This window comes from Pseudomonas sp. RC10-4-2, assembly GCF_050433085.1.
Taxonomy (GTDB): domain Bacteria; phylum Pseudomonadota; class Gammaproteobacteria; order Pseudomonadales; family Pseudomonadaceae; genus Pseudomonas; species Pseudomonas aeruginosa.
This window is the reverse complement of record NZ_JBNPXX010000002.1, coordinates 1,545,224-1,558,016: the sequence shown is the minus strand read 5'-3', so window position 1 is coordinate 1,558,016 and position 12,793 is coordinate 1,545,224. Positions and strand designations below refer to the sequence as shown.

Annotated in this window: 12 protein-coding genes; 8 read left to right on the top strand and 4 right to left on the bottom strand. The window is 68.4% G+C overall.

Translation table 11 applies throughout. From position 1 onward, the window contains the following. Positions 1 to 3 precede the first annotated feature (3 nt). The gene (locus tag FHW81_RS15335) at positions 4 to 897 is read right to left on the bottom strand and encodes a LysR family transcriptional regulator (RefSeq protein ID WP_003082969.1); all 894 of its coding nucleotides are present in this window, start codon (positions 895 to 897) and stop codon (positions 4 to 6) included. Between the two features lie 206 nt (positions 898 to 1,103). Between FHW81_RS15335 and speB the strand changes: the two genes are divergently transcribed. The 7 genes from speB (at position 1,104) to FHW81_RS15300 (ending at position 9,358) form a co-directional block, all read left to right on the top strand. Then, on the top strand, positions 1,104 to 2,063 hold the full coding sequence (speB, locus tag FHW81_RS15330) for an agmatinase (protein WP_003082966.1): 960 nt from the start codon (positions 1,104 to 1,106) through the stop codon (positions 2,061 to 2,063). 14 nt (positions 2,064 to 2,077) lie between these two features. Continuing rightward, entirely contained in the window at positions 2,078 to 2,497 is a 420-nt protein-coding gene (locus FHW81_RS15325) for a YybH family protein (RefSeq protein ID WP_003112430.1), read from the top strand. 18 nt (positions 2,498 to 2,515) lie between these two features. Continuing rightward, complete coding sequence (locus FHW81_RS15320; RefSeq protein ID WP_106120582.1) at positions 2,516 to 4,027, top strand: purine-cytosine permease family protein; 1,512 nt, start codon at positions 2,516 to 2,518, stop codon at positions 4,025 to 4,027. A gap of 93 nt (positions 4,028 to 4,120) precedes the next feature. Next, positions 4,121 to 5,512: a sodium:solute symporter gene (locus FHW81_RS15315; RefSeq protein WP_003100479.1), complete on the top strand. Its 1,392-nt coding sequence runs from the start codon at positions 4,121 to 4,123 to the stop codon at positions 5,510 to 5,512. A 75-nt stretch (positions 5,513 to 5,587) separates the two neighbouring features. Continuing rightward, a complete protein-coding gene (locus FHW81_RS15310) occupies positions 5,588 to 7,189 on the top strand; it encodes a 5-guanidino-2-oxopentanoate decarboxylase (protein WP_003082958.1) in 1,602 nt (533 codons plus the stop codon). 13 nt (positions 7,190 to 7,202) lie between these two features. Then, complete coding sequence (locus FHW81_RS15305; RefSeq protein ID WP_060774261.1) at positions 7,203 to 8,585, top strand: FAD-binding oxidoreductase; 1,383 nt, start codon at positions 7,203 to 7,205, stop codon at positions 8,583 to 8,585. Between the two features lie 44 nt (positions 8,586 to 8,629). Further along, positions 8,630 to 9,358, top strand: a complete 729-nt coding sequence (locus FHW81_RS15300) for an MBL fold metallo-hydrolase (protein ID WP_003082954.1) — start codon at positions 8,630 to 8,632, stop codon at positions 9,356 to 9,358. Positions 9,359 to 9,417: 59 nt separating this feature from the next. Here the strand turns inward: FHW81_RS15300 and FHW81_RS15295 are convergent, their stop codons facing one another. Continuing rightward, positions 9,418 to 9,552, bottom strand: a complete 135-nt coding sequence (locus FHW81_RS15295; protein WP_003087006.1) for a PA1414 family protein — start codon at positions 9,550 to 9,552, stop codon at positions 9,418 to 9,420. A 154-nt stretch (positions 9,553 to 9,706) separates the two neighbouring features. After that, entirely contained in the window at positions 9,707 to 10,579 is an 873-nt protein-coding gene (gene ptrR, locus FHW81_RS15290) for a putrescine utilization regulator PtrR (RefSeq protein ID WP_003082949.1), read from the bottom strand. Positions 10,580 to 10,683: 104 nt separating this feature from the next. Between ptrR and FHW81_RS15285 the strand changes: the two genes are divergently transcribed. Further along, positions 10,684 to 11,877, top strand: coding sequence for an MFS transporter (locus FHW81_RS15285; protein ID WP_034041614.1), 1,194 nt, complete (start codon positions 10,684 to 10,686; stop codon positions 11,875 to 11,877). On the opposite strand, the gene FHW81_RS15280 is transcribed toward FHW81_RS15285, so the two are convergent. Then, positions 11,837 to 12,748 carry a DMT family transporter gene (locus FHW81_RS15280; RefSeq protein ID WP_003082945.1) on the bottom strand — a complete coding sequence of 304 codons (912 nt, stop codon included), beginning with the start codon at positions 12,746 to 12,748 and terminating at the stop codon, positions 11,837 to 11,839. The genes FHW81_RS15285 and FHW81_RS15280 overlap by 41 nt on opposite strands. Positions 12,749 to 12,793: the final 45 nt, after the last annotated feature.

Here is a 12,793-nt window from a genome sequence, read left to right as displayed (position 1 = left end):
GGCTCAGGCCAGGCTCATCTGCGTCCGCAACTGGTCGCGGAAGGCCTGGATCAGCGGCTCGCGCGAGCGGCCGCGACGGAGGATCAGGGAGAATGGCGCCTGGTAGCCGAAGGTCGCCGGCAGCAGGGCGCGCAGGCGCCCCTGCTCGACCCACGGGTGAGCGTAGTGCTCCGGCAGGTAACCGATGTAGCCGCCGGAAAGGATCAGGATCAGTTGCGCCTCCATGCTCTCCACCGTTCCCGCGCTGTGCTTGAATCCGTGCCGAGCCAGCTCGGCCTGGCTCCAGTAGCCGCGGCCGACCATGCGTTGCTGGGTGATCAGATCGGCGGGAATTCTCCGCCCGTCGAACAGCGGATGCCGGTCGCTGCAGTACAGCCAGTGCTGTTCGCGGTACAGCGGCTGGTAGACCAGTCCGTTCATGCGACTGGAAAAGGCGCCGATAGCCAGGTCCTGGCGGTTCTCCAGCACGCTCAGTTGCAGTTCGTAGGGGCTCTGCACCAGCAGGTGCAGGTGAACCGCCGGGTGTTCGCGGCTGAAGGCGCCGATCACCTCGGCCAGCGGCAGCGCCGGGTCGCTCACCGTGGAATCGAGCACGCCGAGGTTCAGGGTGCCGCGCAGCTCGCCCTTCAACGCCAGCGCGTAGCGTTCGAAGCCTTCCAGTTCGCCGAGGATGCGCAAGGTTTCCTGGTGGAACAGCTCGCCCTTGCTGGTCAGGCTGAAGCCACCGCGGCCACGGTGGCAGAGCACGATGCCGAGCTGGTTCTCCAGTTGGCTCATGTAGGTGCTGATCGCCGAGGTCGACAGGTTCAACTCCTGCTGGGCGGCGGCGAAGCCCTGGTGGCGCACCACCGCGGCGAAGATGCGCAACAGGCGCAGGTCGGGCAAGGCGTTGGACACGGCGACTCCGGTTTGCGGGCGAGGATTTCGAACTGCGGGCCGAGGCAAAGGCCGCCGTCCAGGCTCGGCGGCGAAGTCTAGCCGCTTCGCCGTTAGTTTAGAAATCTCTGAACTGATTATTTGTAGCCAGCGATTTGACTCGCTACCGGCTGTGAAGAGAATCCATCCGACCCCTAAAACAACCACAACGACCGTGAGGCCACCCCGTGGACAAGAATCTCCACCAGCCCCTGGGCGGCAATGAAATGCCCCGCTTCGGCGGCATCGCCACCATGATGCGCCTGCCCCATGTCCAGTCCCCCGCCGAACTCGACGCCCTCGATGCCGCCTTCGTCGGCGTGCCCCTCGACATCGGCACCTCCCTGCGCTCCGGTACCCGCTTCGGCCCCCGCGAGATCCGCGCCGAATCGGTGATGATCCGTCCCTACAACATGGCCACCGGCGCCGCCCCCTTCGACTCGCTGAACGTGGCGGACATCGGCGACGTCGCGATCAACACCTTCAACCTGCTGGAAGCCGTGCGCATCATCGAGCAGGAATACGACCGCATCCTCGGTCACGGCATCCTCCCGCTGACCCTCGGCGGCGACCACACCATCACCCTGCCGATCCTCCGCGCGATCAAGAAGAAGCACGGCAAGGTCGGCCTGGTCCACGTCGACGCCCACGCCGACGTCAACGACCACATGTTCGGCGAGAAGATCGCCCACGGCACCACCTTCCGCCGCGCGGTGGAAGAAGACCTGCTGGATTGCGACCGTGTTGTGCAGATCGGCCTGCGCGCCCAAGGCTACACCGCCGAGGACTTCAACTGGAGCCGCAAGCAGGGCTTCCGCGTGGTGCAGGCCGAGGAGTGCTGGCACAAGTCGCTGGAGCCGCTGATGGCCGAGGTCCGCGAGAAGGTCGGCGGCGGCCCCGTCTACCTGAGCTTCGACATCGACGGCATCGACCCGGCCTGGGCGCCCGGCACCGGCACCCCGGAAATCGGCGGCCTGACCACCATCCAGGCGATGGAAATCATCCGCGGCTGCCAGGGCCTGGACCTGATCGGCTGCGACCTGGTCGAAGTCTCGCCGCCCTACGACACCACCGGCAACACTTCGTTGCTGGGCGCCAACCTGCTCTATGAAATGCTCTGCGTCCTCCCGGGCGTGGTGCGTCGCTGAGCCGTAGCGCGACCATGACCGACGACCGCGTCGAACAGGTGCTGGAGGCCGCCCGCCGACTGGTGGCGGCCTTCGCCCGCAACGATGCCGAGGCCTATTTCGCCGCCTTCAGCGAGGACGCCAGCTTCATCTTCCACAACTGGCCTCAGCCGCTGCGCTCGCGCGCGGCCTACCGCAAGTTGTGGGAGCGCTGGCGACGCGAGGACGGCTTCGAAGTGCTGGCGTGCGAATCCAGCAATACCTGCGTCAGCCTGCAAGGCGACCTGGCGATCTTCAGCCACGATGTCGCCACCCGGCTGCGCCTCCAGGGAACGGAAAGCCTGAACCGGGAACGGGAAACCATCCTGTTCCGCCTAGAACAACAAGAAGGCCGTTGGCTGGCCTGCCATGAGCACTTGTCGGCGATGCCGGAGTACCTGCCATCGACTAGCTAGCTCTCCCGGGAGAACGTCATGGATCACAACAATAACCAACACGCAATCACACGCATCGAAACCTTCGGGGTCGAACAGATTCCCGACCACGAACGCAACGCCACGCCGGTCGATCTGTTCCGCATGATCTTCGGCGGCGCCAATACCTTCGCCACCGCCGTGCTCGGCAGCTTTCCGGTGCTCTTCGGGCTGTCCTTCCAGGCCGGGCTGTGGGCGATCCTGCTGGGCGTCACGCTGGGCGCGCTGATCCTCGCCCCGATGGGCCTGTTCGGCCCGCTCAACGGCACCAACAACGCGGTCTCCTCCGGCGCGCACTTCGGCGTGCACGGGCGCATCGTCGGCTCCTTCCTCTCGCTGCTGACCGCCATCGCCTTCTTCTCGCTCTCGGTGTGGAGTTCCGGCGATGCCCTGGTCGGCGGCGCCCGGCGCCTGGTCGGCCTGGAAGAGAGCGAACTGAACCTGGGCCTGGCCTACGGCCTGTTCGCCGTGCTGGTGCTGACCGTATGCATCTACGGCTTCCGCTTCATGCTGCTGGTCAACAGGATCGCCGTGTGGGCCGCCAGCCTGCTGTTCCTGCTCGGCCTGTTCGCCTTCGCCGGCCCCTTCGACGCCGCCTACGCCGGCAGCGTGCAACTCGGCCAGCCGGGCTTCTGGGCCGCCTTCATCGGCGCCACCCTGCTGGCCATGAGCAACCCGATCTCCTTCGGCGCCTTCCTGGGCGACTGGGCCCGCTACATCCCGCGCCAGACCTCGCAGGCACGGATCATGCTGGCGGTGATCGGCGCGCAGCTGGCGACCCTGGTTCCCTTCCTGTTCGGCCTCGCCACCGCGACCATCGTCGCCGTCCGCGCGCCGGACTACATCGCTGCCAACAACTACGTCGGCGGCCTGCTGGCCATCGCTCCCGGCTGGTTCTTCCTGCCGGTATGCCTGATCGCGGTGATCGGCGGCATGTCCACCGGCACCACTTCGCTGTACGGCACCGGGCTGGACATGTCCAGCGTGTTCCCGCGCCTGCTCTCGCGGGTGCAGGCCACGGTGCTGATCGGGGTCGCCTCGATCGGCTTCATCTTCGTCGGCCGCTTCGCCTTCAACCTGGTGCAGAGCGTCTCTACCTTCGCCGTGCTGATCGTCACCTGCACCACCCCGTGGATGGTGATCATGCTGATCGGCCTGCTGACCCGTCGCGGCTTCTACCGCCCGGACGACCTGCAGGTGTTCACCCGCGGCCAGCGCGGCGGCGCCTACTGGTTCGAGCACGGCTGGAACTGGCGCGGAATGGGTGCCTGGATTCCCAGCGCGGCAGCCGGCCTGGCCTTCGTCAACCTGCCGGGGCAATTCGTCGGTCCGCTCGGCGAACTGGCCGGCGGCATCGACCTCAGCCTGCCGGTCGCCCTCGGCCTGGCCGCCCTGCTCTACCTGGCACTGCTGCGCCTGTTCCCGGAACCGCCTTGCGTCTATGGCCCGCGAGGACCGCGCTGGGTGCGCGCGCACGGCACGCGGAGGGCACCGGCGATAGCCACCGCCTGAGGTGGGGGACACACACGGCGGGACGCCAGCGTCCCGCGCTTCCGGCGCCTCGCCGGATACAACAATGACAATGAGAAACTTGGGAGACCTGATATGGCCCTCGACATATTCGTCGTTCTGATCTACGCCGCGGGCATGATCGCGCTGGGCTGGTACGGCATGCGCCGCGCCAAGACCCGCGACGACTACCTGGTGGCCGGCCGCAACCTCGGCCCCGGCTTCTACCTGGGAACCATGGCCGCCACCGTCCTCGGCGGCGCCTCCACCATCGGCACCGTGCGCCTGGGCTACGTCCATGGCATCTCCGGCTTCTGGCTGTGCGGCGCGATCGGCCTCGGCATCGTCGGCCTCAGCCTGTTCCTGGCCAAGCCGCTGCTGAAGCTGAAGATCTACACCGTCACCCAGGTCCTGGAGCGTCGCTACAACCCCGCCGCGCGCCACGCCAGCGCCCTGATCATGCTGGTCTACGCACTGATGATCGGCGCCACCTCGACCATCGCCATCGGCACCGTCATGCAGGTCCTGTTCGGCCTGCCGTTCTGGGTCTCGATCCTGATCGGCGGCGGCGTCGTGGTGCTCTACTCCACCATCGGCGGCATGTGGTCGCTGACCCTGACCGACATCGTGCAGTTCCTGATCATGACCGTCGGCCTGGTGTTCCTGCTGATGCCGCTGTCGATCAACGACGCCGGCGGCTGGGACGCCCTGGTAGCCAAGCTGCCGGCCAGCTACTTCGACTTCACCGCGATCGGCTGGGACACCATCGTCACCTACTTCCTGATCTACTTCTTCGGCATCTTCATCGGCCAGGACATCTGGCAGCGGGTGTTCACCGCCCGCAGCGAGACCGTGGCCAAGGTCGCCGGCTCCGCCGCCGGTATCTACTGCGTGCTCTACGGCATGGCCGGGGCGCTGATCGGGATGGCCGCCAAGGTCCTGCTGCCGGACCTGGAGAACGTCAACAACGCCTTCGCCAGTGTGGTCGAGCACAGCCTGCCGAACGGCATCCGCGGCCTGGTCATCGCCGCCGCCCTGGCGGCGCTGATGTCCACCGCCAGCGCCGGCCTGCTGGCGGCGTCCACCACCGTCACCCAGGACCTGCTGCCGCGCCTGCGCCGCGGCCGCGGCCAGTCCGACAACGGCGACGTGCACGAGAACCGCATCGCGACCCTGCTGCTGGGCCTGGTAGTGCTCGGCATCGCCCTGGTGGTCAGCGACGTGATCAGCGCCCTGACCGTGGCCTACAACCTGCTGGTAGGCGGCATGCTGATCCCGCTGATCGGCGCGATCTACTGGAAGCGCGCCACCACCGCCGGCGCCATCACCAGCATGACCCTGGGCTTCCTTACCGTGCTGGTGTTCATGATCAAGGACGGCCTCGACGCCAATACGCCGATCTACTACAGCCTGGCGGTCGGCCTGCTCAGCTTCGTCCTGGTCAGCCTGTTCTCGCGGCGCCCGACGGGTGTCGCCAGCGCCGCCTGAACCAGGCACAACCCCGACAGGCGAGGGACTTTCCCTCGCCTTTTCCATTCCCGAGAACATGAAAAAGGAACGGCCATGACCACCTGCGGCGAATTCCTCGTCAAGCAACTCGAAGCCTGGGGCGTCGAGACCGTCTTCGGCATCCCCGGCGTGCATACCGTAGAGCTCTATCGCGGCCTGCCCGGCAGCCGTATCCGCCATGTCACCCCGCGCCACGAGCAGGGCGCCGGCTTCATGGCGGACGGCTACGCACGGGTCACCGGCAAGCCCGGCGTGTGCTTCATCATCACCGGCCCGGGGATGACCAACATCCTCACCGCCATGGCCCAGGCCTACGCCGACTCGATTCCGATGCTGGTGATCTCCAGCGTCAACGAACGCGCGCGCCTGGCCCACGGCAACGGCTACCTGCACGAGCTGCCGAACCAGCGCAACCTGGTAGGCAACGTCTGCGCCTTCAGCCATACCCTGATGAGCGCCGAGGAGCTGCCGGCGGTGCTCGCCCGCGCCTTCGCCGTGTTCGACAGCGAGCGGCCGCGGCCGGTGCACATCGAGCTGCCGCTCGACGTCATCACCGCGCCCGCCGAACACCTGGCCCTGCGCCCACGCACCCTCGCCAGCCGCCCGGCGCCGGCCCTCGCGCCCTTGCGCGAGGCCGCGGCGCGCCTGCGCAACGCGAAAAAGCCACTGCTGCTGCTCGGCGGCGGCTGCGTCGAGGCCGCCGCCGAAGCGCGTGCCCTGGCCGCCGCGCTGGACGCGCCGACCGCCCTGACGATCAACGCCAAGGGCCTGCTACCGGCCGACCACCCGCTGCTGCTGGGCAGCAACCAGTCCTGCGTGCCGGTACGCGAGCTGGCCGCCGAGGCCGACGTGGTGCTGGCCATCGGCACCGAGCTGGGCGAAACCGACTACGACGTGGTGTTCGACGGCGGCTTCGCCCTCGATGGCGAGTTGATCCGCATCGACATCGACCCGCAGCAACTGATGCGCAACTACACGCCGAGCCTGGCCATCCACAGCGACGCCCGGCTGGCCATGCGCGTGCTGCTGGCCGAACTGCCGGGCGGCGAGGCCTCGCCGGACAGCCCCGGGGCCCGGCGCGCCGCCGCCGTGCGCCAGCGCCTGGCCGAAGACTTCGCCGGCTGGTCGCACTATCGCCAGCTGTTCGCCGCGATCCTGGCCGAGTGGCCGGACGCCCGCTTCGTCGGCGATTCGACCCAGACCGTCTACAGCGGCAACCACCTGGTCGATCTCGACGAGCCGCGCCGCTGGTTCAACGCCTCCACCGGCTACGGCACCCTCGGCTATGGCCTGCCCGCCGCCATCGGCGCCAAGCTCGGTGAGCCGGGACGCCCGGTGGTCAGCCTGATGGGCGATGGCGGCCTGCAGTTCACCCTGCCGGAACTGGCCAGCGCGGTGGAAGCCAAGGTCGGCATCGTCGTGCTGCTGTGGAACAACCACGGCTATGGCGAGATCAAGCGCTACATGGAGCGGCGCGAGATCACTCCGCTCGGGGTCGATATCTACACCCCGGACTTCCTCGCCATCGCCCGCGGCTTCGGCTGCGCCGCCGAACGCGCGCGCGATCTCGAACACCTGCGCGAACTGCTGCGCGGCGCCCCGGCGGACCGTCCGCTGATCGTCGAGGTGCTGCAAGCCGCGCCCTTCCATCCCTGACCCGGAGCCCGCCATGGACGATTCCGAACTCTACCGCTCCCTCTGCGAGATCCTCGGCGCCCGTGGCGTGCGCGACAGTGCCGCGCTCGCCGGGCAGGACCCCGGCTACCATCCGCAGAACCTCGACGGAAGCTTCCTGGTCCTGCCGGAAAGCACCGACCAGGTCGCCGCCGTGGTGCGTCTGTGCCGCCAGGCGGGACGCGCCCTGGTACCCCAGGGCGGACTCACCGGCCTGGTCGGCGGCGGCGCCGCACAAGCCGGCGACGTGCTGCTCTCGCTGCGCAGGCTGAACCGCATACACCGGCTGGATGCGGCCAGCCAGACCCTCGACCTCGACGCCGGCGTCACCCTCGAACAGGCCCAGGCGCTGGCCGCCGAGGCCGGACTCGACCCCGGCATCGATCTCGCCGCGCGCGGCAGCGCCAGCGTCGGCGGGCTGGTCGCGACCAACGCCGGCGGCATCCGCGCCTTCCGCTTCGGCACCATGCGCCAGCGCGTGCTCGGCCTGGAAGCGGTACTCGCCGACGGCAGCGTCTACAGCGACCTGCGCGGGCTGCTGAAGAACACCACCGGCTACGACCTCAAGCAGTTGTTCATCGGCGCCGAAGGCACCCTCGGCATCGTCACCCGTGCGGTACTGCGCCTGGAGCCGTTGCAGCGTCCCGGCGCCACCGCCCTGCTAGGCCTGCCCGACGTCGACGCGGCGATCACCATCGCCGCGCGCCTGCGCCGCGAGCACGCCGAACGCCTGTTCGCCTGCGAGATCCTCTGGCACGACTACCTGCAATGCACCGCCGCACCCATGGGCGACAGCGCGCCGAGCCTGGCGCCCTGCCCTCTCTACCTGCTGGTGGAACTGGCCGAGGACCGCCACCTGGATGCCGGCGAGGCGCTCACCGCCCTGCTGGAAGACTGCTTCGAGGACGGGCTGGTGGAAGACGCCCTGCTCGCCGCCAACGAAACCCAGCGCCTGGCCATCTGGCGCCTGCGCGAAGACTCCGACGCGGCCATCCACGCCGGCGTCGACAGCCTGTCCTTCGACGTATCGCTGCCGGTGCCGGCCCTGGCCGGCTACGTCGAGCGCATCCGGCGGCGCCTGGACGACCTGGTGAAGGGCATGCAGGTCTTCCTCTTCGGCCATTTCCTCGACGGCAACCTGCACGTCATGCTCGCCGCCGACGTCCCGCTGCTGCCGCTGCACCAGGCGGTGGAGGAAATCCTCTACGGCGAGTTGGGCGAATGCGCTGGCGTGATCTCCGCCGAGCACGGCATCGGCCTGGAGAAGAAGGAAGCCCTGGGACGCTACGCCGATCCGCTGAAGCTCGCGCTGATGGCGCAGATCAAGGAACTGCTCGACCCCAGCGGGCTGTTCAACCCGGGCAAGGTCATACCCTGAACGCCTATCCTTCTGGGATAGCCTTTCCACCGACAGAGACCGCGATGAGAATCGTCAGCCGCGACCGCTGGTTCGAAACCCGGCACTTCTACAACGGTATCAGCCTGATCCACGAGCCCTACGTGCGCCCCTTCTATCGCTGCAACATGTGGCATGTCCAGGGCCGCGAGCGCGACGTGCTGGTGGACAGCGGCTCCGGTCTGGTCAGCCTGCGCGAGCAACTGCCCTGGCTCACCGAACGACCGCTGCTGGCGGTGGCCAGCCACACCCACTTCGACCATATCGCCGGCCACCACGAATTCGCCGAGCGCCTGGCGCATCCGGCCGAGGCGGAGATCCTCGCCGCGCCGGACGGCGACAACACCCTGGCGCGCGCCTATGTCGGCGACGAGATGTTCGAGGCGCATCCGGAGTGCCCGCTGTGCTACGCCGAATACCGGGTGCGAGCAGCGCCGGCGACCCGACTGATCGACGAAGGCGACGTGCTCGATCTCGGCGACCGCGTGCTGCAAGTGCTGCACACGCCCGGGCACTCGCCGGGCGGCATCAGCCTGTGGGAAGCGGCAACACAGACGCTGTTTTCCGGCGACATCGTCTACGACGGTCCGCTGGTCGAGGACGCCTATCATTCCAACCTCGACGACTATGCCGCCAGCCTCGCGCGCCTGCGCGAGCTACCGGTGCGCACCGTGCATGGCGGGCATTTCGCGAGCTTTTCCGGGGAGCGTTTGAGGGAAATGATCGTCGCCTGGTTCAGGAACCACGATCGATAGACCAAAACCGGGACTCTGGCCAGCGCCGCAGGCGGAGGCCAGAGCGTCGGGGAACCGGCTCAGCGACGTTGCCGCGCGGCGAGGCGCCGGCGTTGCTCGTCGTTTTCCACCGGGATGGGTTGCATGCGCGGGGGCTCGATCAGGCCAAGGGCGACACCGAGTTGCCACGCCAGGTTTTGCAGCCAGAGTTTCATGACACGCCCCTTGTCCAAGGGAAGGAGAATCGGGCGACCTGACAAGTCAGGTCGCCCTAGGAAAGAGTAGACCGGCGTCCCACTCTCCGCACGTTCCACTCCGTCCTTGGAAACAACTTTACTGCGGGAAACCGGCCCCGGACCCTGACCTGAATCAAGCCAACGCCGATTCCCGCCCTTGCAGGAGACCGATCCAGGCCTTCAGGTTGGCGCCGACCATGCCCTTGCGCCAGACCAGCCAGGTATTCGCCCGGGCGAACGGTTCGGCCAGCGCATGCACCGCCACCGACTCCCGCCCCGGCAGGCTTTGCAGCATCGACACCGGCATCAGCGCCACCCCGCCGCCGGCCACCACGCAGGCCAGCATGCTGTGGTAGGACTCGATCTCCATCACCCGGCCCATGCTCACTCGCGCGCTGGCGAACCAGGACTCCAGCAGCAGGCGATAGGAGCAGCGCGGGCGGAAGGCGATCACCGCGCTGCCGGCCACGTCCTCGGGACCGCGCACCGGCGGGTGGCCATTCTCGGTGACCAGCACCATGCGCTCCTCGAACATCGGCAGGCCCTCCAGACCGTCGAAGTCCAGCGGGCCGTCCACCAGCACGGCATCCAGGCGCCCGCCCAGCAGCGACTCGACCAGCTCGCCGCTGGGCGCGGTCTGCAATTGCAGGTTCACCGCCGGATAGCGCCGGTGGTATTCCGCCAGGCGCGGCGGCAGGTGGATCGCCGCGGTGCTGTACATCGAGCCGAGGGCGAAGTCGCCCACCGGTTCGCCCCCCTGCACCGCCGCGCGCGCCTCCTCCTGCAGGGCGAACAGCCGCGCGGCGTAGTCCAGCAGGACCTTGCCGGCCGGCGACAGTTGCAGGCGCTGGCGTTCGCGGAGGAACAGGTCGACGCCAAGCTGTTCCTCCAGTTGCCGCAGGCGCGTCGACAGGTTCGACGGCACCCGGTGCAGGCGCTCGGCGGCGCGGGCGATGGAGCCTTCCTCGGCGACCGCCTGGAAGATCCTCAACTGGCCGAACTCCACGGTTAATTCTCCAAAACAGAACAAGTAATTCACGATTATTCATTTTTACAGAATTGCCGCAAGGCCTAACCTGCTGCCATTCATCCCCCGGCAGGAATCCGCACATGTCCCGTGATTTTCTTCGTTCGCCGCTGGTCGGCCTGCTCGCCTGCCTGCTGGCGCTGGTGGTCGCCATGGGGGTCGGGCGCTTCTCCCTGACCCCGCAACTGCCGCACCTGATCCGCGAAGGCCAGCTCGACCTGACCGGCGCCGGCCTGCTGGCCGCCGCCAACTACCTCGGCTACCTGGTCGGCGCGCTGGACGCGCTGTTCGCCCGCGAAGCGCGGCAGGCGCGCTTGCGCCTGCTGGTCGGGCTATGGGCCTGCTTCGGCCTGACCCTGGCCTCGGTCTGGGCCGAGGGCTTCTGGCCGCACGCGCTGCTGCGCTTCGGTCTTGGCGTGGCCAGCGCCTGGGTACTGATCATGGTCACCGCCCTCAGCCAGCGCCTCGCCTCGGAAAGCGGTCGGGCCCGGCTGGGCGCGCTGGTGTTCGCCGGCCCCGGCATCGGGGTGATGGTCACCGGCCTGCTGGCGGCATTGGGCAACGCCCTGGGCCAGGACTCGGTGTTCATCTGGAAGCTCTTCGCCGACCTCGCGCTGGTCCTGATCCTCATGCTCCTGCCGCTGCTGCCGCGCCCGGCCGCACGCAGCGCCGGCCACGACGCGCCTGCCACGGCGAGCGAGAACGCCGGCCTCGGCCGCCTGACCTGGGCCTACGGACTGGTCGGCCTCGGCTACATCATCCCGGCCACCTTTCTCTCGCAGATGGCCGCGGCGCGTTTCCACGGGCAATGGCAGGCCGACCTGTTCTGGCCCTGCTTCGGCCTGGCCTCGGCCACCGGGGTAGTGCTGATCAGCCTGCGCCGGCAGCGCCCGGACGGCACCCGCCGCTGGCTGGTCGGCGCGCTCTGGCTACAGGCCCTCGGCGTGCTCGCCTGCCTGCTGCCGGGGATCGGCGGACTGGCCCTGGGGGTAGTGCTGACCGGCCTGCCGTTCCTCGCCGGCATGCAACTGGTGATGCAATACGCCCGCGAACTGGCGCCGCATACGCCGCAGCGCAACGCCGGCCAACTGACCACCGGTTTCGCCCTCGGCCAGTTGCTCGGCCCGCTGCTGGCGGCGCTCAGCACGCATTTCGCCGGCGGCCTGCAACCGGCGCTGGCGCTCGCCGGGCTCGGCCTGGTCTTCGCCGGCCTGCTGTTGCGCCGGCCGCACTCGCTCAGCGTCGCAGCAGGCGTCGCAGCCACTGCTCGCCGCTGACCAGGGTGATGCCGGCGAGGACCAGCGCCGCGCCGGCGACGAAGTTCAGGCTGAGCGGCTCGCCCAGCAGCAATACACCGAAGGTGACGCCGAACAGGGGGGTCATGAAGGAGAAGATCGCCAGGTTGTTCGCCAGGTAGCGACGCAGTAGCCAGAACCAGCAGAAGTAGCTGGCGAACGACACCACCACGCCCTGGAACAGCACGCTGGCGGTGCTCACCGGGGTCCAGCGGACCTCGCCGAACTGGCCGCTGAAAAGAGCAATCAGCAATAACCCGGCGCATGCCACGAACAATTGGTAGAACAGCGTCAGGCTTGGCGGTGCCTCGGACAGCCGGGTGCCGCGCACTGCCACCGTGGTCGCGCCCCAGGACATCCCGGCGAGCAGGCCGAAAGCGTCGCCGAGCAGCATCCGCCCATCCATTTCCGCCCACGACAGGCCTCCGCCGAAGGCCACCGCTATGCCGCCGAAGCACACCGCCACGCCCAGCCACTGCAAGGGCCGCAGGCGTTCGCTGGGAAGCAGGAAGTGCAGCCCGAGGGCAGAGAAGATCGGCGCGGTATAGAGGAACACCGACATGTGCGAAGCCGTGGTGTATTGCAGGCCGAGGGCGATGAACAGGAACTCCAGGGCGAACAGCGTGCCGGTCAGCAGGCCGGCGCCCAGGGTGCCCTGGCGCAAGCCCTCCCAGCCGCCGCGCCAGCACATCAGCAGGCCGACCAGGGCGGCGGCGATGCCGGAACGGATGGCCGCCTGCATGACCGGCGCGATGTCCGTCGCCGCCCACTTGATGGTCACCTGCTGGATGCCCCAGATCACGCAGAGCAACAGCATGGTCTGGAAGGCGAAGGCATCGGCGGACTTACGCATGGCGGACTCACAGGCAGGCATGGAAGGAAGCGGCCGCCAGCGGCG

Excerpts from the sequence above, each read along its gene's own strand:
- FHW81_RS15325 (WP_003112430.1), top strand. The coding sequence starts at position 2,078 with ATGACCGACGACCGCGTCGAACAGGTGCTGGAGGCCGCCCGCCGACTG.
- FHW81_RS15320 (WP_106120582.1), top strand. The coding sequence starts at position 2,516 with ATGGATCACAACAATAACCAACACGCAATCACACGCATCGAAACCTTC.
- FHW81_RS15315 (WP_003100479.1), top strand. The coding sequence starts at position 4,121 with ATGGCCCTCGACATATTCGTCGTTCTGATCTACGCCGCGGGCATGATC.
- FHW81_RS15310 (WP_003082958.1), top strand. The coding sequence starts at position 5,588 with ATGACCACCTGCGGCGAATTCCTCGTCAAGCAACTCGAAGCCTGGGGC.
- FHW81_RS15305 (WP_060774261.1), top strand. The coding sequence starts at position 7,203 with ATGGACGATTCCGAACTCTACCGCTCCCTCTGCGAGATCCTCGGCGCC.
- FHW81_RS15300 (WP_003082954.1), top strand. The coding sequence starts at position 8,630 with ATGAGAATCGTCAGCCGCGACCGCTGGTTCGAAACCCGGCACTTCTAC.
- FHW81_RS15295 (WP_003087006.1), bottom strand. The coding sequence starts at position 9,552 with ATGAAACTCTGGCTGCAAAACCTGGCGTGGCAACTCGGTGTCGCCCTT.
- FHW81_RS15285 (WP_034041614.1), top strand. The coding sequence starts at position 10,684 with ATGTCCCGTGATTTTCTTCGTTCGCCGCTGGTCGGCCTGCTCGCCTGC.
- FHW81_RS15280 (WP_003082945.1), bottom strand. The coding sequence starts at position 12,748 with ATGCGTAAGTCCGCCGATGCCTTCGCCTTCCAGACCATGCTGTTGCTC.